At 60.9% G+C, this 23,491-nt stretch carries 24 protein-coding genes; 7 read left to right on the top strand and 17 right to left on the bottom strand.

Annotated features, from left to right (window positions below):
- The first annotated feature begins 55 nt into the window (after positions 1–55).
- Together ACN0WV_RS04095 and ACN0WV_RS04090 are read left to right on the top strand one after the other, a co-directional pair.
- Positions 56–394, top strand: a complete 339-nt coding sequence (locus ACN0WV_RS04095; RefSeq protein WP_417603967.1) for an STAS domain-containing protein — start codon at positions 56–58, stop codon at positions 392–394.
- Entirely contained in the window at positions 369–884 is a 516-nt protein-coding gene (locus tag ACN0WV_RS04090; protein WP_417603966.1) for an ATP-binding protein, read from the top strand. Before ACN0WV_RS04095 ends, ACN0WV_RS04090 begins: the two co-directional genes overlap by 26 nt.
- 436 nt (positions 885–1,320) lie before the next feature.
- On the opposite strand, the gene hspQ is transcribed toward ACN0WV_RS04090, so the two are convergent.
- Positions 1,321–1,647 (bottom strand): heat shock protein HspQ, encoded by a 327-nt coding sequence (hspQ, locus tag ACN0WV_RS04085; protein WP_417603965.1) that lies wholly within the window; start codon positions 1,645–1,647, stop codon positions 1,321–1,323.
- Between the two features lie 251 nt (positions 1,648–1,898).
- On the opposite strand from hspQ, the gene ACN0WV_RS04080 reads away from it, so the two are divergent.
- The gene (locus ACN0WV_RS04080; RefSeq protein ID WP_084350494.1) at positions 1,899–2,486 is read left to right on the top strand and encodes a transglycosylase SLT domain-containing protein; all 588 of its coding nucleotides are present in this window, start codon (positions 1,899–1,901) and stop codon (positions 2,484–2,486) included.
- 43 nt (positions 2,487–2,529) lie between these two features.
- Here ACN0WV_RS04080 and ACN0WV_RS04075 read toward each other — a convergent pair whose 3' ends face one another.
- From ACN0WV_RS04075 to ACN0WV_RS04060, 4 genes are all read right to left on the bottom strand, one after another.
- The gene (locus tag ACN0WV_RS04075) at positions 2,530–3,132 is read right to left on the bottom strand and encodes a LolA family protein (RefSeq protein ID WP_417603963.1); all 603 of its coding nucleotides are present in this window, start codon (positions 3,130–3,132) and stop codon (positions 2,530–2,532) included.
- A gap of 300 nt (positions 3,133–3,432) precedes the next feature.
- Positions 3,433–6,405, bottom strand: a complete 2,973-nt coding sequence (locus ACN0WV_RS04070; RefSeq protein WP_417603962.1) for a DNA translocase FtsK — start codon at positions 6,403–6,405, stop codon at positions 3,433–3,435.
- 11 nt (positions 6,406–6,416) lie between these two features.
- Positions 6,417–7,595 carry an aminotransferase class I/II-fold pyridoxal phosphate-dependent enzyme gene (locus ACN0WV_RS04065; protein WP_417604120.1) on the bottom strand — a complete coding sequence of 393 codons (1,179 nt, stop codon included), beginning with the start codon at positions 7,593–7,595 and terminating at the stop codon, positions 6,417–6,419.
- A gap of 199 nt (positions 7,596–7,794) precedes the next feature.
- Complete coding sequence (locus tag ACN0WV_RS04060) at positions 7,795–9,123, bottom strand: amidase (protein ID WP_417603961.1); 1,329 nt, start codon at positions 9,121–9,123, stop codon at positions 7,795–7,797.
- Positions 9,124–9,171: 48 nt separating this feature from the next.
- Between ACN0WV_RS04060 and ACN0WV_RS04055 the strand changes: the two genes are divergently transcribed.
- Positions 9,172–10,425, top strand: a complete 1,254-nt coding sequence (locus ACN0WV_RS04055) for a UbiH/UbiF/VisC/COQ6 family ubiquinone biosynthesis hydroxylase (RefSeq protein ID WP_417603960.1) — start codon at positions 9,172–9,174, stop codon at positions 10,423–10,425.
- Here the strand turns inward: ACN0WV_RS04055 and ACN0WV_RS04050 are convergent.
- The 7 genes from ACN0WV_RS04050 to ACN0WV_RS04020 form a co-directional block, all read right to left on the bottom strand.
- A complete protein-coding gene (locus ACN0WV_RS04050; RefSeq protein ID WP_417603959.1) occupies positions 10,370–10,771 on the bottom strand; it encodes a hypothetical protein in 402 nt (133 codons plus the stop codon). The genes ACN0WV_RS04055 and ACN0WV_RS04050 overlap by 56 nt on opposite strands.
- 161 nt (positions 10,772–10,932) lie before the next feature.
- A complete protein-coding gene (locus ACN0WV_RS04045) occupies positions 10,933–11,118 on the bottom strand; it encodes a Trm112 family protein (RefSeq protein WP_084350501.1) in 186 nt (61 codons plus the stop codon).
- On the bottom strand, positions 11,115–11,756 hold the full coding sequence (locus ACN0WV_RS04040; protein WP_084350502.1) for an LON peptidase substrate-binding domain-containing protein: 642 nt from the start codon (positions 11,754–11,756) through the stop codon (positions 11,115–11,117). The genes ACN0WV_RS04045 and ACN0WV_RS04040 overlap by 4 nt, the downstream gene beginning before the upstream one ends.
- Before the next feature lie 27 nt (positions 11,757–11,783).
- Positions 11,784–12,695: a tetratricopeptide repeat protein gene (locus tag ACN0WV_RS04035; RefSeq protein ID WP_417603957.1), complete on the bottom strand. Its 912-nt coding sequence runs from the start codon at positions 12,693–12,695 to the stop codon at positions 11,784–11,786.
- Positions 12,696–12,830: 135 nt separating this feature from the next.
- Positions 12,831–13,619, bottom strand: a complete 789-nt coding sequence (locus tag ACN0WV_RS04030) for an exodeoxyribonuclease III (protein WP_084351127.1) — start codon at positions 13,617–13,619, stop codon at positions 12,831–12,833.
- Between the two features lie 158 nt (positions 13,620–13,777).
- Complete coding sequence (locus ACN0WV_RS04025; protein WP_417603956.1) at positions 13,778–14,584, bottom strand: nucleotidyltransferase domain-containing protein; 807 nt, start codon at positions 14,582–14,584, stop codon at positions 13,778–13,780.
- Positions 14,585–14,814: 230 nt separating this feature from the next.
- Positions 14,815–15,501, bottom strand: a complete 687-nt coding sequence (locus ACN0WV_RS04020; protein ID WP_084350505.1) for a response regulator transcription factor — start codon at positions 15,499–15,501, stop codon at positions 14,815–14,817.
- A gap of 173 nt (positions 15,502–15,674) precedes the next feature.
- Between ACN0WV_RS04020 and ribA the strand changes: the two genes are divergently transcribed.
- Complete coding sequence (gene ribA / locus ACN0WV_RS04015; RefSeq protein ID WP_084350506.1) at positions 15,675–16,760, top strand: GTP cyclohydrolase II; 1,086 nt, start codon at positions 15,675–15,677, stop codon at positions 16,758–16,760.
- A complete protein-coding gene (locus tag ACN0WV_RS04010; RefSeq protein WP_417603955.1) occupies positions 16,757–17,257 on the top strand; it encodes a L,D-transpeptidase family protein in 501 nt (166 codons plus the stop codon). The genes ribA and ACN0WV_RS04010 overlap by 4 nt, the downstream gene beginning before the upstream one ends.
- A gap of 6 nt (positions 17,258–17,263) precedes the next feature.
- On the opposite strand, the gene ACN0WV_RS04005 is transcribed toward ACN0WV_RS04010, so the two are convergent.
- From ACN0WV_RS04005 to ACN0WV_RS03995, 3 genes are all read right to left on the bottom strand, one after another.
- The gene (locus ACN0WV_RS04005; RefSeq protein WP_417603954.1) at positions 17,264–17,917 is read right to left on the bottom strand and encodes a YggS family pyridoxal phosphate-dependent enzyme; all 654 of its coding nucleotides are present in this window, start codon (positions 17,915–17,917) and stop codon (positions 17,264–17,266) included.
- Positions 17,917–19,377, bottom strand: coding sequence for a tetratricopeptide repeat-containing sulfotransferase family protein (locus ACN0WV_RS04000; RefSeq protein WP_417603953.1), 1,461 nt, complete (start codon positions 19,375–19,377; stop codon positions 17,917–17,919). The genes ACN0WV_RS04005 and ACN0WV_RS04000 overlap by 1 nt, the downstream gene beginning before the upstream one ends.
- A 100-nt stretch (positions 19,378–19,477) precedes the next feature.
- On the bottom strand, positions 19,478–20,458 hold the full coding sequence (locus ACN0WV_RS03995; protein WP_417603952.1) for a porin: 981 nt from the start codon (positions 20,456–20,458) through the stop codon (positions 19,478–19,480).
- 283 nt (positions 20,459–20,741) lie between these two features.
- On the opposite strand from ACN0WV_RS03995, the gene ACN0WV_RS03990 reads away from it, so the two are divergent.
- The gene (locus ACN0WV_RS03990) at positions 20,742–21,239 is read left to right on the top strand and encodes a DUF3576 domain-containing protein (protein WP_084350511.1); all 498 of its coding nucleotides are present in this window, start codon (positions 20,742–20,744) and stop codon (positions 21,237–21,239) included.
- A gap of 67 nt (positions 21,240–21,306) precedes the next feature.
- Here ACN0WV_RS03990 and ACN0WV_RS03985 read toward each other — a convergent pair whose 3' ends face one another.
- Positions 21,307–22,710 (bottom strand): aspartate aminotransferase family protein, encoded by a 1,404-nt coding sequence (locus ACN0WV_RS03985; RefSeq protein ID WP_417603951.1) that lies wholly within the window; start codon positions 22,708–22,710, stop codon positions 21,307–21,309.
- A 70-nt stretch (positions 22,711–22,780) separates the two neighbouring features.
- Positions 22,781–23,443, bottom strand: a complete 663-nt coding sequence (locus ACN0WV_RS03980) for a GntR family transcriptional regulator (RefSeq protein WP_417603950.1) — start codon at positions 23,441–23,443, stop codon at positions 22,781–22,783.
- Positions 23,444–23,491 lie beyond the last annotated feature (48 nt).

Raw genomic sequence — 23,491 nt, 5'->3', positions numbered from 1 at the left:
AGTAAGGAATGGAATCTAGTGTCACCTGACAAGGAACAAAGCAGGATGACACGACATGAACCTGTCGAGCAGCATTATTGGTGCCACGCAGATCATCACCGTAGAGGAAGCCCGCATTGATGCCGCCGTGGCGATCCAGTTCAAGGACCGGATGCGAGAGGTCAGTGATGGCGGCCCCGCACGCATTGTCCTGAACCTGTGCAATGTGGATTTCATCGATTCAAGCGGGCTTGGCGCAATTGTTGCCGCAATGAAGCAGCTAGAAGACGGCCGCACTCTGGACCTGTGTGCCCTGACGCCGAATGTCGACAAGGTTTTTCGATTGACCCGTATGGATACAATCTTCGGCATTTTTGACACCATCGATTATGCCGTTGCCCAACGTAGCAACTGAACGCCACCGCAGTTTCAACGCATTGGAAGCAGCGACGAAGATGTGCGACTCGATCCCGCGATCCTTATTGAGCCTGTCGTTTCAAAGTACGTCCGATGCCGTGCGCAAGACGCTGGAGTGTATCGCGCAGGCCGTCGCCGATGCCGGACAAAATCCGACCGCCACCAACAATATTGAACTGGCAATGGCAGAAGCGTTGAACAACGTCGTTGAACATTCTTTTCGGGACAGGGAAAACGGACAGATCCTGCTATCCATCATGTTGCTGGAGGACAGTTTTCGCATCAGCATCCGTCACGATGGAACCCCGATGCCAGGATTGCGCCTGCCCGCAGGAAAACCTGCCACGATCGGGAATGAAATCGCCAATCTGCCCGAGGGTGGTTTTGGCTGGTTTCTGATCCGTTCCCTGATTATTGACGCCACATATAGTCACCGGGAGAACTGGAACGAATTGGTGCTGCGCTTTTCCAGACATCCGGCCAACTGAAGATCTTCAGCGCGCCGCTCTACATGCGGTCACCGCACAGCGCATCCGTTAAAGAGCACATCCGGTTCGGAGACGGCCATCCTGGACCGCACCCTGCAATTACCATTGATGCGAAGCAAAAAGGATTATGCCCCAAAGAGGCCTGATTTGCTCCGTATTTCGGTCAGGAATATTGGACAAAACAAAAGGGTAGCTGCAAATAGCTTCCCTTGGCGTCACGCGTTTACAGCCCCCACCAGTGCGTGACGCCAAGGTACTTTCCGAAATCGACGGAAAGCCCCCGGCAGGCAAAGGCCGTGACCCCTGTAGAGCATTGGGGAACGCGCACAAAATCAACGACGAACCGCAAGGCCAATCGCAGGAGATGTCGAATGACTGGGGTGATCTCGTCTCGCCGAACGCTCAGATACCTAACCACACTCGGCTGACACCTGCCTCAGTTCATCTGAAAATGAAGCTCATAGCTGCCGTCTTGAAAAGCCCCGAACAGATCGGAAATATCGGGGTGATCGACCGGGTCGCCGGAATAATCCGCAACAAGGTTCTGCTCTGACACATAGGCCACATAGAAACTTTGGTCGTTTTCAGCCAACAGGTGATAAAACGGCTGATCCTTCACAGGACGGCTGTCCTCGGGGATGGCTTCATACCATTCCTCGGTATTGGAAAATTCCGGATCGACGTCAAAAACCACACCGCGAAACGGATGTTTCCGGTGACGGACGACCTGACCGAGATGGTATTTGGCGCTTTGCGTATGCATGGAACTTGTTTCCCTCAATACAATCTTAGCCTGTTCATCCACCCAATGTCCAATATCGGCCGGGAATCCAATAGAAACAGACTGTGAACCTTTCCATTACAGTCACGTTTGTGTCAAAATCGCCCTTCTGGCGACAAAGGCTGCGCGGCGACAATTTTGAACTGCCCGGCACGACCGACGGGATTGTGATTTCCTCAGACGCCCGGATCAGCTAACATGCCCTCAAAATACTACAAAAAAGCGAGAGGCAGATGAGCAGAACTCTTCGCGCGATGGTGATACTGATTTTGGTCGCGTCCTGCGGCGGCGGCAACTATACCGCGCCCCGTGATCTGGACAACGCCTGTTCGATCCTCACCCAGCGCCCAAAATATATTCGCGCCATGCGTGCCGCTGAACGCCGTTGGGGTGTTCCGGTCCATGTGCAGATGGCCACGATCTACCAGGAAAGCAAATTCGTCGGCAACGCCCGCACCCCGCTGCGCTATTCGCTGGGGGTGATTCCCATTGGCCGGCAAAGTTCTGCCTACGGGTATTCACAGGCGCTGGATGCGACCTGGGATGAATATCGCCGCGCCAACGGAAAGATGAGCGCCAAGCGGGACAATATCCGCGATGCCACTGATTTCATGGGTTGGTACATGAACCAGACCCGCTCTCGGAATGGGGTGCAGCTTTGGGACGCACGCAACCAATATCTTGCCTATCACGAAGGCCATACCGGTTTTGCCCGTGGCAGCTATAATTCCAAAGCGTGGCTGGTGCGGGTCGCAAGCGAGGTTGGCAGCCGTTCGAACACCTATCAGGCGCAACTGATCAACTGCCGCGCGGCCCGCTGACGGGCGGCGGCTTCCCGCGGCGGATCGGCGCCGCGGGATTGTCCTAGCGGCTCATCTTGGCGACTTCGGCATTGATGTCGAAGATCCGATTGGACAGGCCCGAAGCTTCTTCCAGATCTCCCAGAACAACCGTCGTGGTGCTGCCGCTGTCATCGCGTATGATCCACTGACGCAGTTGCACCGGCGGACCTGTGAACTTCAGCTGAATGTTTCCGTATTCGGGATGGTCGGGATCCTGCGCTGTCACCGTAGTGGCAGTGCCGTCATAGCCCTGCCCCGTCACCATATTGGCGCGTGCCAGATTGACATTACGATCCAGAATGATGCTGAGCGGGGTGCGGGCCAGCGGGTAACGGTCGGGCCCCTGGCCCGTCTTCTTGTCGAAGATCGCCACCTCGCCGGCATAGGCCAGCACCAGCGCCTGTTCGGGCGGATTGTATTCGAATCGCACCTTTCCGGGCCGCTTGATATAGATCGTACCCGTCGAGATCGTACCGTCATCATTGATCTGGGTGAACGCCCCCTTGGCCGATGTCAGGCCATTCAGGTAGTTGGAAATCGCATTCAGAGATAGCTTTTCCGCCGCTGCGGGCATCGCCAGAAAGGCAACGGCACTGGCCGCAGCCAAGGTGCGAAGAAAGGTCATATGTCGTCCTCAATCGTTGTTTCTGTCCAGCGCATCTAGGGCACGAACCCGGTGATATGCGATAACGGTCGGCGTGTCAGAGATATCACCTCGCCGTTGCCGCATATCAAGGGGAGCCCGACGCCGCAGGCATCAAAACGCCGTCAGCGGACAGTTGGTTCCGGCAGGGGAGGGGGCGGCAGGGGGCATATCGCAGATTTCAGCCCTACGCAGACGCGGGTTCATCCGACAGGGCAAGGCCGTGTTGGAACGCCAAGGCCCGTGCGCCGTGCCGGATGAGTTTTATTGACCGAAGACCTATCAGCCCTGTTCGGGAACCAGGATTTCACGCTTGCCGACATGGTTGGCCGCCGAGACGATGCCCTGATCCTCCATCTGCTCTACCAGACGCGCAGCCTTGTTGTAGCCGATCGCCAGTTTGCGCTGGATGTAGGAGGTCGAACATTTCCGGTCGCGAACCACGATAGCCACCGCGGTGTCGTAAAGGGCGTCCTCACCATCGGTATTGCCGCCGGTATTCAGCCCCAGGACGGCGTCGATATTGTCGGCCTTTTCATCATCCGGACCTTCGACCACGCCACCGATATAGCTGGGTGGGCCGTAAGCCTTGAGATGGTTGACGATCTCCTCGACCTCTTCATCCGAACAGAACGGCCCGTGGCAGCGGGTGATCTTGGCTCCGCCAGCCATGTAAAGCATGTCGCCCATGCCCAGAAGCTGTTCGGCCCCCATTTCGCCCAGAATGGTGCGGCTGTCGATTTTCGAGGTCACCTGAAACGAGATCCGCGTCGGGAAGTTCGCCTTGATCGTACCAGTGATAACGTCCACGGACGGGCGCTGCGTGGCCATAATCAGGTGAATACCAGAGGCCCGCGCCATCTGTGCCAGTCGCTGGATGCAGGCCTCGATCTCTTTGCCCGCGACCATCATCAGGTCGGCCATCTCGTCGACGATGACGACGATATAGGGCATTTTCTTGGGCTCGATCTCTTCCGTCTCGAAGATTGGCTCGCCGGTTTCGTCGTCAAAGCCTGTCTGGACGGTGCGTTCGAACATCTCGCCTTTGGACAGTGCCTCTGCGACGCGGCCGTTATAGCCGTCGATGTTGCGCACGCCCATCTTGGACATCTTGCGATAGCGCTCTTCCATCTCGCCCACGGTCCATTTCAGCGCGACCACGGCTTTTTTCGGGTCGGTCACAACGGGCGACAGAAGATGCGGGATGCCGTCATAGACCGACAGTTCCAGCATCTTGGGGTCGATCATGATCAGGCGACATTCATCCGGCGTCAGCTTGTAAAGCAGCGACAGGATCATGGTGTTGATCGCCACCGACTTACCCGAACCGGTTGTCCCGGCAATCAGCAGGTGAGGCATCTTTGCAAGGTTCGCCACGACAGGATCGCCACCAATATCCTTGCCCAGCGCCAGCGGCAGCTTGTGGTTGCCATCGCCGTAATCGCGCGTTGAAAGGATCTCGCGGAAGGACACCATCTCGCGGTTCTCATTCGGCAATTCGATACCGATCACGCTGCGCCCGGGAACGGTGGACACACGCGCCGACAGTGCCGACATGCTGCGCGCGATGTCATCCGCCAACCCGATCACACGGCTGGCCTTGAGGCCTGCGGCTGGTTCCAGCTCGTACATGGTGACGACGGGACCGGGACGGACCGAGACGATCTCTCCTTTCACGCCATAATCGTCGAGCACGGATTCCAGCATCCGGGCATTTTCCTCCAGCGCCTCGTCCGCCAGAACATGGCGCTGGATCTTGTCGGGGCTCATCAGCAGGTTGAGCGGCGGAAGTTCGTATCCGTCGGGATTGTCCTCGAATTTCAGGCTGGGTTGCGCCTCTTGCTTCGCACGGCGCGAAGGCTGCATCGGCTTGCGCACCGTTTGTTGCACGACTTTCTTTGCATCCGGAATGGGAAGCGGTTGAGTCTGCATTGGTGGCTCGAAATGGTAGTGATCGTCCAGCATCTCTGCCTCGTCCAGATCGGCATCTTCTTGCGGCAGAGGCTGCGGCTCGGGGGCCGCAGCGGGTATATCGGCACGCGGGCGTGGCGTGATGATCCGGCCGGTTTGCGGCGGGGTTGGCGTGTCGGGAGATGCGGATGGCTCTGGCGTTGCGGCAACACCTGCGGCTGCGCTGGTCAACGGTGGTTCCACCGGAAGGCGCGGCATGCCGGAGGTCAGCGGCGGTTCCGGCGGCAGACCAGTCCGCGGCGTGATGATCAACGGATCCGGCCCGCGGCCACGCCCCTTGGTCAGCGGTGCGGCGCTTTTGACCTGCATGGCAGGGTTCTTGCGAACGCGCGCCTTGATGACATCGGCGATCTTCGCCTTGATCCGGTCATCGCTGGGCCCGTCGCCCACATCGGCATGGGATTCTGTCTCGATCAACTCGGGTTCCGGCATCTGGTCAAGCGGACGCTTGATGAGCGCAGGCATCCGCGCGAGGAAGCTGGATTTCTCTGTCGAGTCTTCGGGATCGAAATCCGGCGCGGGAACGGAGGTCTGCGCATAGGCCCATTCAGCGGCCTCGGCAGCGTCTGCCTTGCTCCGGGCACGACGTTCCGCAAGACGAGTCTGTGTCGCCTGCGCCGCGCGGACCGAGGCACCGGCCCCACGTCCCAGAAGCGTCAGGATCGTGGCATAGGTCATCACGATACCCACTATCAGGAAACGGCCGATACTGCGCAGCTCTAGCATGGTGAAGCCCAGCACGAAGGCACCCAGCGCCAGAAGTCCCACCCCCAGCAAGAGCTGCACCAACTTCAGACCGAAGGTCGCGCCGACGGGCAGGATGTTCAGCAATGTGCCCATCATCATGTCGCCGAACAAGCCACCCAGGCCAAAGCTGTGGGTCCAGTCCGGGCCGATATTCTGACCAGCGGCATAGACCGCTGCCAGTGCAATCCAGATCGGAGCAAAGATCACGCGGGCGGAGACGCGCTCATCACCCCGGTGCAGCGCAAACCGCACGCCCCAGGTGACCAGAACCAAGGCCAGCCCCCAGCTTCCCCAGCCGACGATCATGAACAATGGCGCGGCAATCGAGGCCCCCAGCCGACCCAGCCAGTTCTGCACCGGGGCATCCGTGGCCGACAGCCAGCTGGGATCGTCCGGCGTGTAGCTGGCAATCATCGCCGCCGCTGCGCAACCCAGAATGACCAGCAGCACGCCGATCAGTTCTTTTCCGCGCTTTTCGATCGCCGCCTGCATGTTGCTGTCGAAAAGGGGATCACGCCCCCGTGCCTGATATGCCATTTTCCCTCGCCTCAATCGTACAGACAGTCACGGAGCCGGATCAGCCCGCGCTGCATCTCTTCTTTTGGGGCCACCATGGCGACCCTGATAAACTCATGTGCCGGGTTCACCCCGTCAACTTCGCGGCCCAGATAGGCACCCGGCAGAACCCGGACGCCGGTCTGGGTCCACGCCTTCAGGGCCGCCTCTTCGCCATTGCCGACGCGCAGCCACAGAAAGAACCCTGCCTCTGGCCCTGAGTAGCCGGGCACATTCGCAAAGATCTCGTCCGCAAGCGCGTATTTCTCTTGGTAAAGCGCCCGGTTTTCCACAACATGCGCATCGTCCGCCCAAACACGGGCCGAGGCGGCCTGAATGGGCAGCGGCAAAGGTGCCCCGGAATAGGCGCGCAACTGACGGATGCGGGCGATGCATTGCGGCCCGCCGGCGACAAAGCCTGACCGCAGCCCCGGCAGGTTGGACCGCTTCGACAGCGAATGAAAGATCACCACACGCTCCGGGTCCGCTCCCATGGCCTGCGCGATCTGCAATGCGCCAGCGGGCGGTGCATCGCGGTAGATCTCGGAGTAGCATTCGTCGGCCATGATGCGGAAATCGTGCTTTTCAGCCAGCGCAATCAGATCGCGCCAATAGGCCTCACTCGCGACCGCACCCTGCGGGTTGGAGGGCGAGCAGACATAGGCCAGCGCCACACGGCCCAGCAGCTCTGGCGCAAGCTGCGTATAGTCGGGCAAATGGCCGGTCGCTTCGGTGGCAGGCACAAAGACCGGCTCTGCACCCACCGAAATCGCCGCAATCATGTAGACCTGATAAAACGGGTTGGGGATCAGGACGACGGGCCGCTTGCCGCGCACCGTCTCGGGGCAAAGCGCCATCGCGGCGTTATACAGCCCCTCGCGGGTGCCGTTGAGCGCCATCACCTGCATGGCCGCGTCCAGCGTCACGCCGTAGCGGCGCCCTACGAAACCCGCAATCGCCTCAAGCAGTTCAGGCGTGCCGTCATTGGCAGGGTAGCGCCCGAATCCGGCGGCATTTTCCGCGATGATCTGGGCGACCCAGGCCGGAAAATCATGCTTGGGTTCGCCAATGGTCATATGCACCACGTCGCCGCCAGGCGCGTGATGGTCCAAAAGCGCCCGCAAGCGTGGGAACGCGTAGGCCGGAAGGTTCGAGAACCGCTCGGGAAACATATTCAACTGCCTCAAACTGCGGGGTCATTAACGCCCCGCTTTGCGCCAGAATAGCCAAGCCCCCGCGGGCCGTCCACTGAAAGCCGGGGGAAAATCAGCGCTGTGGCAGTAACATCGCAATGGCCGTGGGCGACCCTGCCCCCGGTCCTGAAGGTCTTGACAGGGGATCACGCGCTATTGGCGCGGCGGGCGGGGACAATCAGCGCAAGACGGCCTCTGCGGCGCTGCCCAGACGCAACAGATGGTCTTCGCCGTAAGCTTTGCCCATGAACAGAATGCCGCAGCTTGGCACGCCGGTCGGCAGGGTCAAACCCGCGCCACCCATCAGGTTTCCGATTCGCGTGTTCCGCAATGTCATCAGGTTTTCGGAGACATAGTAATCCGGATCGTTCATCAGCCGGTCGGCATTCGGCGGCAGATTCGGCGCAGTTGCACAGATCACCGCGTCAAACCCGGCCACGCGTTTGGCCCATGTGGCGCGGTGCGCGTCCAACCGTCGCCAAGCCGCGACAAACTCCGGCCCCGAGACCTCGGCCCCGGCGCGGAACCTGTCCAGAATACGGGCAAACATCTTGTCCGGCGCGGCCTCGATCGTGTCACGCCAGTGGCCATAGGCCTCGCCGGCATAAAGCGTGGGCGTGTCGGCCATAGCCTCGGCAACCTCCGGCGCGTCGATCTGGACGACCTCCGCGCCTGCCGCCTGCAACTTTTCAACGGCGGCGCTATAGGCGGCGGCGGGCGTGTCGCGCAGATCGTCGCTGGCGATGGTGCGCAAAGCGGCAAGGCGGACGCCCTTCAGCGAGGCCCCGCGCAGATCAGCAGGCCCCCTGCCCTCCAGCACCGCCAGCGCCAGCGCGGCATCCTCGACCGTGCGGGTCAACGGACCGACCGTATCGAAACGGGTGCATAGCGGCACTGTGCCCGACAAAGACAGCCGCCCGGAGGTGGTCTTCAGCCCGACAAGATCGTTCCACGCCGCAGGGACGCGCACGGAGCCGCCCGTATCGGACCCGATGCCCATCGGCGCAAGCCCGAAGGCGACAGACGTGGCGGTGCCCGAGGATGATCCGCCCGACACCGCGCTTTCGTCATTCACGCAAGGCGGACTCTGCGTCATGGGGTTCAATCCAAGACCGGAAAACGCCAGTTCTGACTGATGGGTTTTGCCCAGACAGACCAACCCCATCGCGGTCGCTATGCGCAGCACCTCTGCATCGCGGTCAGGCACCCGCCCTTCCAGCAATCTGGAGCCAGCTTCGGTCGCGACACCGGCCGTGTCGAACAGGTCTTTCCAACTGCACGGCACCCCGTCCAGCGGCGACAGGCGTCGGCCTGCCTTGGCGCGCGCAGACGCCGCCCCCGCCTCGGCCATGGCGCGATCCGGGGTCATCCGCGCATAGATCCGGTCTTTCAGCGGATGTGCGGCAATGCGGTCCAGAAAAAACTCTGCCAGCGCCACCGGATCAATCTCGCCCGCGCCAATACCGCGACCCAGTTCCGCCGCGCTTTGTTCCGACCATTGCTGCATGTCTGCTTCCTCTGATTTGACTGCCCGAGGGTAGCGGCAGCGCGGCGCATGGACAATCCCGCGCCGCCGACCATATTGGCAGACATGAGCGATATATCGGATCTTCTAATTGTGGGTGGCGGGCTGAACGGCCCGGCACTTGCGCTCGCCAGCGCGCAGGCCGGCCTGTCCGCCACCGTCATCGACGCGATGCCCGTGGATAAGGCCACGGCACATGACTTTGACGGGCGATCCTACGCGCTTGCGCTGGCCTCGCAACGGATGCTGGCGCGGCTGGGGCTTTGGGACGTACTGGAGGATGACGCCCAGCCGATGCTGGAGATCAAGGTCAGTGACGGACGCGCGGGCGAAGGTGCCGCGTTCCTTGGGCTGCATTTCGACCATTCCGAGATTGAAGAAGGCCCGATGGGCTACATGGTCGAAGATCGTTACCTCCGCCGCGCGTTGATGCAGGCCATGGGAACGACGGACCTGATCCGCCACTTGCCCGACACCAGGGTGACCGGACAGCAAACCGATGCGGCGGGTGTCTCGGTGACGCTGGACAGCGGTGAGGTCTTGCGCGGACGCATCCTGATCGGCGCCGATGGCAGGCAAAGCGGAACAGCCCTGCGCGCGGGCATCCGGCGCACCGGTTGGCGTTACGGTCAAACCGCGCTGGTCTGCGCCATCGCCCACGACCGCCCGCATCACGGCATCGCGCATCAGCTTTTCATGCCCTCGGGGCCACTGGCGATCCTGCCGCTGACAGGCAACCGGTCCTCGATCGTCTGGAGCGAGAGCGACGACGCCGCAGCCCCGATCAACGCCCTGCCGGATGAGGGTTATCTGACCGCCCTGCGCCCCCGGTTCGGTGATTTTCTGGGCGAGATCAGCCTTGCCGGGGACCGGTTTACTTATCCGCTGTCGCTGAGCCTTGCGAACAGCTTTGTCGCCGAGCGGCTGGCCCTGGTCGGCGATGCGGCGCATGGTGTGCATCCGATTGCGGGTCAGGGCCTGAATGCGGGCTTTCGTGACGTGGCCGCATTGGCGCATGTGCTGGCCCACGCGCAACGGCGCGGTGAGGACATCGCGCAATCCGACGTTCTGGCCCGGTATCAACAGTGGCGACGCTTCGACACTGCCACGCTCGCGGGGGCTACGGACATCTTCAACAGACTGTTTTCAAACGACAACCCGCTTCTGCGGGCGGGGCGCGATCTGGGCATGAAAGCGGTTCAGTCCGTCCCTGCCCTGCGCCGCGGCTTTATCCGAGAGGCGGCGGGGCTGACGGGCGACCTGCCAGACCTGATGCGCGGCTGAACAGCGCGGCTATCGCGAGTGCAGCCCCTATGAAAATCGTGATCCAACCGTAATACCATAACGCACCGGAAAACAGATCTTCGGCATAAGAGGACGCAAACGCCATCTTGCCGCGCATCGCCATCACAAGACCCACAATCAGGATTGCAGCCCCAGCCAATAAAGCGGCGCCGCTGCGCTCAAGCCAGCCCAACAACATCGCGATCAGCGCACCGATCGGGGCACCGACCAGCGCCACCTGCACATCCCAGAACGGATGCGCGCCCAATAGCTCTCCAAGACCCAACCAAACCGTCAGGATGACTGCGAGAGCGCCGAAAAGAGCAGAAATAATAGGTCGATACATCGGACAGCCCCCCTTTTCGGGCAGAGCTTAGCTCAGTCCCTGTCACAGCAAAAATCACCTTCAGGTGATGCCCGAAGAGATCGTCCAAATCGCTTTAGAGAAGAGATTGCATTGGCGAAGATACGCCCGAAGCAAGCACCGGAACAGCGGCTTACCCCAGCCTAATCTTCCAGCCTGCGGGCTTCGTCCAGCAACATTACCGGGATGCCGTTGCGCACCGGATAGGCAAGACCTGCATTGCGGGAGATCAGCTCCTGTGCGTCCGGATCATAGACCAGCACGGCGTGGGTGTGCGGGCAGACCAAAGCCTCCAGCATCCGGCGATCAAATTCAGGGGTCGCATTCATTGCATCAGATCCTCTCCACCGCCGCGCAGGGCATATTCCAGAAGCGTGACCAATGTCTCGCGGCGCGTGGTCAGCGAGGGCGCTTCCAAAAGGGCCTGTTTGTCCTCGGGCGCAAATTCCAGCAGCATCGACAGGGAATTGATCAGCAGCTCGTCATCGGCCTCGGCCAGCGTGTCCCAATCGGCGGACAATTCCCGCGCGTCAAAATATCGGCCCAGTATCTTGAGAAAGCTGTCGCGGCAAAACGTGTCATCCGGCACGGCGTGGGCGGTCCGGTCCTGTTCGAAGCCCTCCCAAGACACTTCGCAACGTCGGTAAGGGGGAAACCCGTCAAGCTCACGCTTGACACGGTAGCGCGACACGCCGGCAAGCGTGATCATGTAGCGCCCGTCCTCGGTTTCCGAAAACTGCGTCACCCGCCCCGCGCAGCCGATACTGTGCAACGCGTCCTCGCCATTCGGCGTGTCAAACGGCTGCACCATGCCGATCAGCCGCGAAGAGGTTTTCAGCGTGTCCTCCAGCATTTGCAGGTAGCGTGGTTCGAATATGTGCAGCGGCAGCCGAGCACGCGGCAGCAATAGCGCCCCCGGAAGCGGGAAAATCGGGATGATGTCCGGAAGATCGAGTTTGCGGCTCATGTCGCTGAAACTAGCGTTGCGACACGATCAGGCAAATATCATCGAGCTCAGTTTGCGACGACCGTTCAAAACAACCGGATCATTGGGCTTCAGCGCCTCGAAAATGGTGAACAGTTGCGCCTTGGCAGCGCCGTCATTCCATTCGCGGTCCCGGCGGAAAATGTCCAGCAATTCGGCAACCGCCGCTTCCGCATCGCCATTGGCGTGCAACGCCAGGGCGAGATCAAACCGCGCCTGATGGTCGTCCGGGTTTGCATCGACCTGCGCGCGCAATTCCGACACCGGGCCAGCATTCTCGGCCTGTTTCGCCAGTTCAAGCTGTGCATGGGCCGCCTCAAGTTCCGGTGCCTTGCTGATCTCGGCAGGCGCGCCGTTCAGCACGGCCTCTGCCTGTTCCAGATCCCCCGCCGCGATATGCGAACGGACCATGCCGCCATAGGCCGCGGCGTGGTTGGGGTCTTCGCCAAGAATTGCTCCGAATATCTGGGCAGCATCGGCAGCCGCGCCTTGTTCCAGCATTTCCTCTGCGGCGGTCAGCGCCTCGTCCAAGCCACCGGACGCATCGCCGCCGCCTGCCTGCACGACACGTTCGACAAATGCCTTGATTTCGGATTCAGCGACCGCGCCCTGAAACCCGTCAATGGGCTGACCCTGCCAGAACGCATAGACCGTGGGGATCGACTGAATGCGCATCTGTCCGGCGATATTCTGCGCCTCGTCGACATTGACCTTGGCCATCCGCACGGCACCCTTGGCGGCTGTCACCGCCGCTTCCAGCTGCGGCCCCATCGTTTTACAGGGGCCACACCAAGGTGCCCAGAAATCGACGATCACCGGTGTGGTCTGGCTGGCCTCGACAACCTTTGCCATGAAGTCGGCTTCGGTCACGTCCTCGATCAGCGTTGCATCAGCTTGCGGAGCGGCACCAAGTTCAATCATTTCCCAAGTTCCATATCTATCGCTTGCGTTGCGGTCTAGATGGCCCATGCCGACCCATGTTGCAAGGGGCGCGCCCTGTCCGGAGCAGCCTGACCCGAGCCATTACCTGCGAACAGCGCCCCGCGCCCGGCGCGATCACAGATCGAAAGTGGCAAAGACCGGCGCGTGATCCGAGGGCTTTTCCCACCCGCGCACATGGCGCAGCACACGGCTGGAATGGCCGGCATTGGAAATGTCGGACGTGGCCCAGACGTGATCCAGTCGGCGGCCCTTGTCGGCGGCATCCCAATCCTTGGCGCGGTAGGACCACCAACTGTAAAGCTGACCCTCGGGGATGTCCTGCCGGGTGATGTCCACCCAATTGCCCGCGTCCTGTGCCTGCGCCAGATGTTCGACCTCCACCGGTGTATGGCTGACGATCTTCAGAAGCTGCTTGTGGCTCCAGACATCATCTTCGCGCGGGGCGATGTTCAGATCGCCCACAAGGATCGACTTTTCCGGGCGGTCACCGTGGAACCAGTCGCGCATCTCGGTGAGGTAATCCAGCTTCTGGCCGAATTTCAGGTTCACCTCGCGGTCCGGCACGTCGCCACCGGCCGGCACATAGAAATTGTGGATCGTCACGCCGTTTTCCAGCTTTGCCGCGACGTGCCGGGCATGGCCCAGCCCGACAAGATCATGCCCACCCACATCTTCGATCGGCAGCTTCGACAGGATCGCGACGCCGTTATAGCCTTTCTGTCCTCGCGCCACGATATGTTCGTATCCAAGGGCGCGAAACCCTTCCAGCGGGATCTTGTCGACCGGGCTCTTGCACTCTTGCAGGCACAGCACGTCCGGCGCTTCTTCCTGCAACAGCTTGCAGACGATGGGTTCGCGCAGGCGGACGGAGTTGATGTTCCATGTGGCCAGGGTGAAGGTCATCGGCAAGCTCCGGTTTGGGCGGCAATCGCGGCAGGTCAGGAAGCGCGACCTTGCCCGCATCAACGCCGGGGTGCAAGCCGGTCTGCCTGCGCACCACGCCGTGTCACCTGCGCAAAGGGGCCACTTGACCCATCCGGCCCAAAGCCCGATTGCGCCCGTCACTCCGGATCGTAGGGACGCTTGATCGACAAGGTTTTATTCAGCTTCGCCCAAGTCGCTGCCTCGAACCGTTCCGGCCATTCCACACCCAAGTGCCGCGCCCATTTGCGCGCCCGCGGCAAATAGGCCTTTGCATAGGCCAAATGACCCTCGATCATCGCCTTGCGGTTGGGAACCGGAGGCGGCAGCGACGTCAAAAGCGCCTTTTGCTCATCGGTGATCAGACGGTTGAGATGCAGCACACCGCCGCGATGCGGCGCGTTGGTTTCCTCGATCAGCAGATCGACCAGAAGGTTGCGCAGATGAAAGATCCCAAGCACGCCGTTGATATATTCGCGGCGACCGTCCGCCAGATGCAGGAGGCCCAGAATGCGGATGAACTCTTCAATCTGGTATTTGACTTTACGCAGATTCGGACCGGTATCCGCCACGGCCTCGGGCAGCCCGTCATAAATCTGCGCATGGTCAAAAAGCGGTTTCAGACTGCTTTGGGTATGCGCGCGCATCTGGTCGGGCTTGAGGATGATGACATCGGTGCGCGTCCAATCTTCGGTAATGGCATTGATCAGCACGGGGACCGTCATCCGATCCCACCACAAAACGATATTGCCGGTCTTTTCAATGGCATTCCGCCAAACAGAAGCCACAGCATCGGTCGCCCCCTCATCGGCGACCAGCACGAAATCAAGATCACTGTAGGCGTCAGCCATTCCGGTCGCATAACTGCCGCTCAGGAACAGCGCCCGAATACCCGGAGCGTCGCTGATCGCGTCAACGATCGTATCAATAGCCTTTGCATGGTCCATTCTACGCAGCCTAGTGTGGATCAAAATGCGTCATCAAATCATGTAGGTTCCGCCACAAGATACAACAGTGAATGCCGATCCGCCCCCGGACAAAAAAAAGACCCAGGCCGAAGCCCGGGTCAGTCCAACAGGGAGGTGCATGCGATAACCCGCACATGCAACGGGAGGTCGGAATCTCTATGGTTGTGTCGAACCCGACACAACGGCTGGGATTAATATACTCTTTTTCCCTACGCAATCAATCTATAACCGCCTGATTCAGTCACCAGAAGGCGCGCATTGGAGGGTTCCGGCTCGATCTTCTGGCGCAACCGGTAGATGTGCGTCTCAAGCGTGTGTGTCGTCACGCCGGCATTATATCCCCAGACTTCGTGAAGCAGCGTGTCGCGCGCCACCACCCCATCGTTGGAGCGGTAGAGGAACTTGAGAATGTTCGTCTCTTTCTCGGTCAGCCTGATCTTGCGGTCTTCATCCGTAATCAGCATCTTCATCGACGGCTTGAACGTATACGGCCCAAGCTGGAAAACCGCATCTTCGGATTGTTCGTGCTGTCGCAACTGGGCGCGAATACGGGCGAGAAGCACCGGAAACTTGAATGGCTTGGAGACGTAGTCATTGGCACCCGCGTCCAGCCCAAGGATGGTGTCAGAGTCGCTGTCATGGCCGGTCAGCATCAGGATCGGTGCCTTCACGCCTTGCTTGCGCATCAGGCGGCACAACTCGCGCCCGTCGGTATCCGGAAGCCCCACGTCCAGCACGATCAGATCGTATAGTTGCTCCTTGACGCGGATCATTGCATCCGCGCCATTACCAGCTTCGAAAACCTCGAAATCCTCTGTCATCACAAGCTGTTCAGACAGGGCCTCGCGCAGGTCGTCGTCATCATCGACCAGCAAAATGTTCTTGAGTTGTGCCATTTGGCGTCCTCCATGTTCTGAGTGAAAGATGTGTGCCGCCACGGTGCAGGGCAAGATTTGCTGCAACTGCCTCACGTCCTCGTGTAAAGGAAGGGCCAAGTCCGCGAATATGTTTCAATTCCGGAGTAAATTCGTTACATGCCAAAGCCATCTTGCAACAATCGAGATCTCCCATGCCCTTCGCCCCCGACCCAAAGGAGATGTTGGCCCGCGCCCGCGCAGATCTGCGGATGGGCGTGCCGGTTGTTATGGACGGGCCGGCACCCGCACTGATTCTGGCGACCGAAACGCTGACACCCGAAAGACTGGCCTTTGCGCAAACGCTGGGGCCGGTTGATCTGGCGCTGACGGGGCGACGTGCGGCCACACTAAAGGCGCGTGCCTATGACGGGGATGTGGCGCGCGTGGCTTTGCCGAACGACGCGACGCTGGGCTGGGTGCGCGGACTTGCCGATCCGGCGGATGATCTGCGCAAGCCGATGAAGGGGCCGCTTGTGACGCGCCGGGATGGCGACGCCAGCCCCCACCGGTTGGCTGTGTTGCTGATAAAATCCGCGCAGTTGCTACCAGCCGCGCTGGTCCTGTCCTTGGATGACGCGGGTGGCTTTGCACAAAAACACGGGCTGACACGGCTTCAGGCCGCAAGCGTCGCGCCCCTGCTGCAAAGCCTCAGCCCGCTGTCAGAGGTTGTCGCCGCTCGCTTGCCAATCGCTGTGTCAGAAGCGGGCCGCCTGCATGTCTTCCGCCCGGAGGACGGCAGCGAGGAACATTACGCGATGGAAATCGGCAAGCCCGCCCGCAACGCACCTGTTCTCGCGCGTCTGCACTCGGCCTGCTTCACCGGCGACCTGATGGGCAGCCTGAAATGCGACTGCGGCCCGCAATTACACGCGGCCCTCGCCCAGATGGGCGACGAGGGCGCGGGTGTTCTGCTGTATCTCAACCAGGAGGGGCGCGGCATTGGTCTGGCCAACAAGATGCGCGCCTATTCGCTTCAGGATCAGGGTTTCGACACGGTCGAGGCCAATCACCGGCTGGGGTTCGAAGATGACGAGCGTGATTTTCGCATTGGCGCGGACATTCTGAAGAAGCTGGGGTTTTCCTCTGTCCGGCTGCTGACCAACAACCCGGCGAAGATTGCGATAATGGAAAAGCACGGCATCCATGTTGCCGAACGGGTACCGCTACAGGTCGGGAAAACCGCGCATAACGAAGCCTACCTCTCTACCAAGGCAACAAAATCCGGGCATCTGTTTTGACCGCGGACGATCTTGTCCTGACCCCACAGGGTGTTCGTTTCATCGGCAGGATGTGGCCTTGCACAATAGGCCGTGGCGGCATCCGCACGGACAAGCGCGAAGGTGATGGGGCCACTCCCGTGGGCACCCACAGGATCACCGGGATACTGTATCGCCCGGACCGGATTGCGCCGCCGTCTCACTGGGCGCGCCCGATACGGCCCGGCGATCTTTGGTCAGATGACCCGGAGCGACCCGATTACAACAGGCTCGTTCGTGCGCCCTATCCCTACAGCCACGAAAGCCTGCGCCGTGCGGATCCGCTTTATGATCTGATCCTGCTGACCGATTGGAACTGGCCGGATGCAAAACCCGGTGCCGGATCCGCGATCTTCCTGCACAGATGGCGTCGCCCCGGCTTTCCGACCGAAGGTTGCGTTGCGTTCCGCCCAGATCACCTTTGGCAGATCGCACGCCGGATCACGCCGGCAACCCGGCTGACCGTTCGGGCGCGATAAAACGCGTCAGCCCGGCACACGTTCGCCAAAGATGGCCGAGCCGACACGGATATGCGTTGCCCCCAACGCGATCGCCTGCTCGAAATCGTCGCTCATCCCCATCGACAGGCCATCAAGCCCGTTGCGCGCGGCGATCTTCGCCAGCAATGAAAAATGCAGCGACGGTGCCGCGTCGACCGGCGGGATGCACATCAACCCGCGCACTGGCAGGTCGAGGCCCCGGCATTCGTCGATGAACGCATCCGCCTCGGCGGGCAGCACACCGGCCTTTTGCGGCTCTTCGCCGGTGTTGACCTGAAGAAACAGATCCGGGCAGCGTCCGATCTCCTGCGCGATCCGGGCAATCGTTTTGGCAAGCTTGGGCCGGTCGACCGAATGGATCGCCTCGAACAGCTCTATCGCCTGCCGGGTCTTGTTGCTTTGCAATGGCCCGATCAGATGCACCTGAACGCCGTCATACTCATCGCGGAAACCCGGCCATTTGCCAGCGGCTTCCTGCACCTTGTTCTCGCCAAACAGCAGGTGGCCTTCGTCCAACACAGCGCGCACCCGGTCGTCAGGCTGCACCTTGGACACCGCGATCAGTTTGACCGAGCCGGCCTCTCGTCCTGCATCCGCCTCGGCCTTGGCGATGCGCTCCTTGATTTCCGACAGTCCCATCACGGCTCCTTCATTGCGTCGATGAACGGGGCCAGATCGGCCTCGTAGCGTTTCCAGGCGGCCGCCGATGTCTGGTAGATCGGCTGGCGCACCTGATGCAGGCTGAGCGTGCGAATATCGCCCGCGTGTTTGTGAAACTCAAGGCAGGCGTCCTGCCAGTCCAGCCCGACCGCAGCGATCAATGCGCGCGACTGGGCTTCTGGATTGGCGACAAGATCCTCGTATCGCACCTCATGGAACGCGCCCGGCATGCGGTCGCGCCAGAAGGCGATCACCCGGTGAAAGGTCTTCACATAATGCGCGATGTCCGGCAACGAATTGGAATAGCGGTGCACCCCATTCTCAAAATAGTTGCGGTAGATCGACAGCGCCACATCGCGCGGATCGCGATGCACGATGACAAACTGCGCGCCGGGAAGGGCGCGGCGCAGCAGACCCAGCACCAGATAGGTCTGGATCGACTTGTCGGTGACAATGCCACTATCCACGCCGACCATTCGCATCACCGCATCGGCATATGTCCGGGCCAGCATGGCCAGCTTGTCCGGCGCGATGTCGCGCAGCGGGGTCATGTCACGCGGTCCGCCAACGGCCTGAAAGGCCAGACGCGGGAACAGCGTCAGCTCGCCCCCGGCGGTCACATCCGAATGGCTGGCGATGATCTGCTCGACCAATGTCGTACCAGAGCGCGGCATGCCAATCACGAAAATCGGCCGCAATGCCTGCGTTCCCGTCGCTGCGGATATGTCAGCCCCGTCCTGCGCGGCAAGCAGCGCGTCCACGTCCCTGGTATATTCGGCGGGATCATAGGGGAAATATTTGCGTTGCAGCGCATTGGCGACGTCCAGATATCCGAAAACCTTGTCGGCCTCGCCCGTCTCTGACAGCGCCTTGCCCAGGGCAAAACCCAGATGCATCCGGCTTTCATCGCTTTGGCCCGCATGTTTCCAAGCGTTTTGCATATCGCGCAGCAGCTTGTCGCCACGGGTCAGTTTTTTGGTGCCCAGGAACACGCGGTAGAGTTCGCCGTCCAAAGGATGCGCTTTCAGCAGGCGGCGGTAGATTTTTTCTGCCGCGTCGAATTCCCCCAAGCGTTGCAGATAGGCGGCCTTTTCGGCCTGTGGCTTTATCGCCTTGGGGGTCAGCGCGATCAGCCTGTCCAGCGCCGACAGCGCGCCCTTGAGGTCACCGGCGGCCTGACTGGCCTGTGACAGTGCTTGCAGGATCATCGGCTCGCCCGGTTTCAGCGCATCGGCCTCGGCGTAAAGGTCCGCGGCTTGCGTCTGGGCGCCGGTTGCTTCGGCGATCCGGGCCAGTTGAAAGGGCAGTTCCGCCATTTTCGGCGCGGCAACGCGCAAGGATTGGTACAGCGCCTTGGCCTCTGCCAACCGTCCCGCTGCGTGGAATTGCTTGGCCCGCTTGTACTGTTCGGAAATCTGCGCGCGGTTGATCGGGAACATCGGGGCCTCTCTTGCTGGCCCATGTGCTACTGCGCTGCGGCACAAAAGAAAAGAGCGGACACCAAGGCCCGCTCTCTCCGTAACCAAGATTGGCTTGAGCTTAGAAGCTCATTGCCAGACCCAGCGAGTAGGTGTCGCCTTCGAGGTCAACACCACCGATTTCGGCTTCGGAGTCGCCATAGCCGAACTGAGCTTCGATACCGCCGCCCAGGTCGTAGTTGGCGATCAGGCCCCAGCCTTTGGATGTGTCGCCGTCAACGCCAGCAAGGTTGTCGAACTCACCGTAGTTCACAGCAACGGTCAGAGCGTTCATCGTGTAGCCGAACGCAACACCCCAATGCTCCATGTCTTTCGCGCCAGGTGCAGTGAAGTTCATCGACGAGTAGTTGGCGATGGCAACGATGCCGTTGGCGAATGTGGTGTCAAGACTGATACCCCAAACTTCGTCAGCAGGGTTGTCTTCGTCTGTGGTCTGGTAACCAAGACCAACACCGATGGTCAGGCCAGCAAGCTCACCCGAGTAGCGACCACCCAGACCCCAGACAGGATCCCTGCTGCCGGTGTCGTCGATTTCGGCCGACAGGTAACCGGTGAAGGCGTCAAAGCTGTAATCGAAACGTGCGATCTGGCCGTCATACATACCGTCGAGACCGGCACCGTCGTTATAGCCTGCATGCTCGTGGTTGTCGCCCAGCGAGTCGCCGATGATCGCTTCGTTCATTGCTGCGTCGAACGCACCGTCGGTGTCGCCCATGGTCAGCTTGGCGCCGCCATATGCAACAAACATTGTCGCGCCGCCATGGGCGGTGTCGTCACGAGTTGCGCCGGATTCGGCACCACCGCCATAAGTGGCGTTGGTGTCGCCGATTTCTTCGTCCAGATCAACGGATGCACCGAAGGACAGACCGTTGTCTGCTTCGCCGGACATGCCGAAAGTCACGTCGATATCTGTGTGGAACTGGTCAGCGATACCGTCGCCGCCCATGATGCCCATTTCAGCGGAACCGGTCAGGTTGACGTCTGCAGCGGCGATGCCGGCAGTTGCGACCAGTGCCGTGGTAGCGAAAAGAATAGATTTCATAGTTTTCCCTCATGTGTTCGAAAGGCACGCATCAAACCGGCTTTCCGGTCTCGATGGATGATCTATGCTCCCGAGCGGGCCTCGTTTGCAAGACATCCGGTTGGGGCCGCGCCAACAAGCGTTTTAGTGATGCGCTTTTGTCACAAGAATTGCACCGACCGTCGGTCCGGCTCGGCAAAGCCCGTCCAAGCCCCCCCGCCTTATAAACAATCTGCGCCTTGTCGTGACGGGCGGCGGCAGGTATGGAAAGGTACAAGACGCCACGCGGGCAGGAGCACACTATATGGCATTCACGCGCTACGGACTGGCCATCGGCCTTATCGCCACGCTTGTTATGACAAGCGCGTGCAGCCGATCTGGCAGCCGCACCACTGTCGACACGCCTCCGGCAGATGAGATTCTGGATCAGAACATCTATGGGGATCGCGGGCGGCCACGCTCGACCATCTGGGATATTTTCAGGGGCCGCGACGATGTGGGTCAGGTTGGGGCCGTCAACAAATACATCTGGAATGCCTCGCTGGAGGTGCTGAACTTCCTGCCGGTGCAATCGGTCGATCCGTTCACCGGCGTGATCTCGACCGGGTATGGCACACCGCCGGGTGGCGGGCGCGCCTATCGCGCGACGATCTATGTCAGCGATCCCGCACTTGATGCGCGGTCGCTAAACGTGGCGCTGATGACGCGGTCCGGTCCGGCCAGCGCATCCACCGTGCGCGCGGTAGAGGATGCCATCCTGACCCGAGCGCGCCAGTTGCGCGGACGCGACAGCCGCCTGTAGGACCGCCACAACATTTACTGCGTTACGAATCGGCCCGCAAATCTGCGGGCCGTTGTCGTTGCGGGGCTCAGTCGCGGGTGCCTGCCTTCATCAAACCCTGCTCTTTCAGCGCAGCAAGGGTTTCATCCAGCGACCTGCGGGCGCGTTCAACCAGCGTGTCGATTTCCTGTTTCGAGATCACCAGCGGCGGCGAAATGATCATCCGGTCGCCGACATGGCGCATCACCAGATTATTGGCAAAGCACCGCTCGCGGCAGATATAGCCCACGGTCCCGGCCTCGGCGGCAAAGGGCGCACGGGCGGATTTGTCCGGGGTCAGCGCGATAGAGGCCATCATGCCAATGATCTTCGCCTCGCCCACCAATGGATGATCGGCCAGTGATTCCCAGGCGGCGCGCAGATGGGGGCCGGTATCCTCGGCCACGCGGGTCACGATACCTTCCTCATCAAGGATGCGCAGATTCTCCAACGCGACCGCTGCCGCGACGGGGTGGCCGGAATAGGTATAGCCGTGGTTGAATTCTTCGCCGCCAATGACAGACGCAACCTCGTCACAGACAATAGATCCGCCGATCGGCTGATAGCCGGAGGACAGCCCCTTGGCGATGGTCATGATATGCGGCCGCCATCCGGTGGTTTGCGAGCCAAACCAGTTGCCGGTGCGGCCAAATCCGCAGATCACCTCATCCGCGATCAGCAGGATGTCGTGGTCGTCGCAGATGCGCTGGATCTCGGGCCAGTAGGTCGCGGGCGGGATGATGACGCCGCCCGCGCCCTGCACCGGTTCGGCGATAAAGGCGGCAACCCGGTCGGCGCCCAGGGTTTCGATGGCCTGTTCCAACTCGCGTGCACGGGCGAGGCCAAACTCTTCGGGGCTTTGTTCGCCGCCCTCGGACCACCAGTCTGGCTGGTTGATGTGGTGAATATCCGGAATCGGCAAGCCGCCCTGTGCGTGCATACCCTTCATCCCGCCAAGGCTGCCCGACCCGACGGAGGACCCATGATAGCCGTTCCAGCGCGAAATGATGATATTTTTCTGCGGCTGGCCTTTGATCTGCCAATAGGTTCGCGCCATGCGGATATTGGTATCATTGGCCTCGGACCCCGATCCGGCAAAGAAGACGTGGTTCAAATCACCCGGAGCGAGCTCTGCCAGCCGCTGCGCCAGCGCGATGGCCGGTATATGCGTTGTCTGGAAAAACGTGTTGTAATAGGGCAATTCACGCATCTGGCGCGCGGCAACATCGGCCAGTTCGCTGCGGCCATAGCCGATATTCATGCACCAAAGCCCCGCCATCCCGTCAAGGATGCGGTTGCCGTCGCTATCGGTCAGCCAGACGCCATCGGCGCGTGTGATGATGCGCGCGCCCTTCTGCGTCAGCTCGTCATTGGTGGTGAAGGGATGCATGTGGTGCGCGGCGTCCAGCGCCTGCAATTCTGCGGTCGGCATATGGTTGGAAATCTGGGGCATGGGACACCTGCGGATAATGGAAAGGTTGGCTGGCCGTAAAATATGATCAAATTCTGCACTGTCAATCGAATCAAGCCTGCAAGGCGGCACGGACCTGATTCATTCCCTGTTCGACATCGCGCCTGATCGCCCCTGCGGCGGCATCGGCATCGGCTGATTTCAGCGCCTCGATCAGCTCTTTATGCCGGTCCGGCAGATTGAGCGTACCGAACTGTCCGCACACGACGCGCAGCGACGGTCCGAATCGCAGCCACAACCCATCGGCCAACGAGCGCAGGATCGGCGCGGCAGCCTGCGCGTAAAGCGCGTCGTGGAAACGGTAATTCTGTTCGAGATAGCCACGCACATCCCCCCCCGCGATTGCCCTGTCCAACTGCGCGTCAATCGTTTCAAGCTGACGCACTGCCCTGACGTCCGCACGCAATGCCGCACGTCTGGCAAGCTCTGGTTCCAACGCATTCCGGGCGATCACAAGCTCTTCAATCGCGGCCGCATCCAGTTGCGGCACGATAACGCGGCGATTGTCCTGAAACACCAGCGCGCTTTCGGCGATCAGCCGCCGGATGGCCTCGCGGACCGGGGTGATTCCGGCATTCAGTGTCTCGGCGATGCCCTGAATGGTCACGGCCTCCCCCGGTGCCATCTCTCCGAACAGGACGCGCGCGCGAAGCGCGCGGTAAACAATTTCATGCGCGGGCAGCTTGCTTTGACAGTGATTTGCATGGCCGTTCATCACAACATCCCTCCTATTCGCAGTTTTCGGATCTTGAGCCGCACCTTG

It is taken from the genome of Primorskyibacter flagellatus, assembly GCF_048268605.1.
Classification (GTDB): domain Bacteria; phylum Pseudomonadota; class Alphaproteobacteria; order Rhodobacterales; family Rhodobacteraceae; genus Primorskyibacter; species Primorskyibacter flagellatus.
This window is presented reverse-complemented; position numbering and strand designations above follow the sequence as displayed.

Excerpts from the sequence above, each read along its gene's own strand:
- ACN0WV_RS04095 (WP_417603967.1), top strand. The coding sequence starts at position 56 with ATGAACCTGTCGAGCAGCATTATTGGTGCCACGCAGATCATCACCGTA.
- ACN0WV_RS04090 (WP_417603966.1), top strand. The coding sequence starts at position 369 with ATGCCGTTGCCCAACGTAGCAACTGAACGCCACCGCAGTTTCAACGCA.
- hspQ (WP_417603965.1), bottom strand. The coding sequence starts at position 1,647 with ATGCATACGCAAAGCGCCAAATACCATCTCGGTCAGGTCGTCCGTCAC.
- ACN0WV_RS04080 (WP_084350494.1), top strand. The coding sequence starts at position 1,899 with ATGAGCAGAACTCTTCGCGCGATGGTGATACTGATTTTGGTCGCGTCC.
- ACN0WV_RS04075 (WP_417603963.1), bottom strand. The coding sequence starts at position 3,132 with ATGACCTTTCTTCGCACCTTGGCTGCGGCCAGTGCCGTTGCCTTTCTG.
- ACN0WV_RS04070 (WP_417603962.1), bottom strand. The coding sequence starts at position 6,405 with ATGGCATATCAGGCACGGGGGCGTGATCCCCTTTTCGACAGCAACATG.
- ACN0WV_RS04065 (WP_417604120.1), bottom strand. The coding sequence starts at position 7,595 with ATGTTTCCCGAGCGGTTCTCGAACCTTCCGGCCTACGCGTTCCCACGC.
- ACN0WV_RS04060 (WP_417603961.1), bottom strand. The coding sequence starts at position 9,123 with ATGCAGCAATGGTCGGAACAAAGCGCGGCGGAACTGGGTCGCGGTATT.
- ACN0WV_RS04055 (WP_417603960.1), top strand. The coding sequence starts at position 9,172 with ATGGACAATCCCGCGCCGCCGACCATATTGGCAGACATGAGCGATATA.
- ACN0WV_RS04050 (WP_417603959.1), bottom strand. The coding sequence starts at position 10,771 with ATGTATCGACCTATTATTTCTGCTCTTTTCGGCGCTCTCGCAGTCATC.
- ACN0WV_RS04045 (WP_084350501.1), bottom strand. The coding sequence starts at position 11,118 with ATGAATGCGACCCCTGAATTTGATCGCCGGATGCTGGAGGCTTTGGTC.
- ACN0WV_RS04040 (WP_084350502.1), bottom strand. The coding sequence starts at position 11,756 with ATGAGCCGCAAACTCGATCTTCCGGACATCATCCCGATTTTCCCGCTT.
- ACN0WV_RS04035 (WP_417603957.1), bottom strand. The coding sequence starts at position 12,695 with ATGATTGAACTTGGTGCCGCTCCGCAAGCTGATGCAACGCTGATCGAG.
- ACN0WV_RS04030 (WP_084351127.1), bottom strand. The coding sequence starts at position 13,619 with ATGACCTTCACCCTGGCCACATGGAACATCAACTCCGTCCGCCTGCGC.
- ACN0WV_RS04025 (WP_417603956.1), bottom strand. The coding sequence starts at position 14,584 with ATGGACCATGCAAAGGCTATTGATACGATCGTTGACGCGATCAGCGAC.
- ACN0WV_RS04020 (WP_084350505.1), bottom strand. The coding sequence starts at position 15,501 with ATGGCACAACTCAAGAACATTTTGCTGGTCGATGATGACGACGACCTG.
- ribA (WP_084350506.1), top strand. The coding sequence starts at position 15,675 with ATGCCCTTCGCCCCCGACCCAAAGGAGATGTTGGCCCGCGCCCGCGCA.
- ACN0WV_RS04005 (WP_417603954.1), bottom strand. The coding sequence starts at position 17,917 with ATGGGACTGTCGGAAATCAAGGAGCGCATCGCCAAGGCCGAGGCGGAT.
- ACN0WV_RS04000 (WP_417603953.1), bottom strand. The coding sequence starts at position 19,377 with ATGTTCCCGATCAACCGCGCGCAGATTTCCGAACAGTACAAGCGGGCC.
- ACN0WV_RS03995 (WP_417603952.1), bottom strand. The coding sequence starts at position 20,458 with ATGAAATCTATTCTTTTCGCTACCACGGCACTGGTCGCAACTGCCGGC.
- ACN0WV_RS03990 (WP_084350511.1), top strand. The coding sequence starts at position 20,742 with ATGGCATTCACGCGCTACGGACTGGCCATCGGCCTTATCGCCACGCTT.
- ACN0WV_RS03985 (WP_417603951.1), bottom strand. The coding sequence starts at position 22,710 with ATGCCCCAGATTTCCAACCATATGCCGACCGCAGAATTGCAGGCGCTG.
- ACN0WV_RS03980 (WP_417603950.1), bottom strand. The coding sequence starts at position 23,443 with ATGAACGGCCATGCAAATCACTGTCAAAGCAAGCTGCCCGCGCATGAA.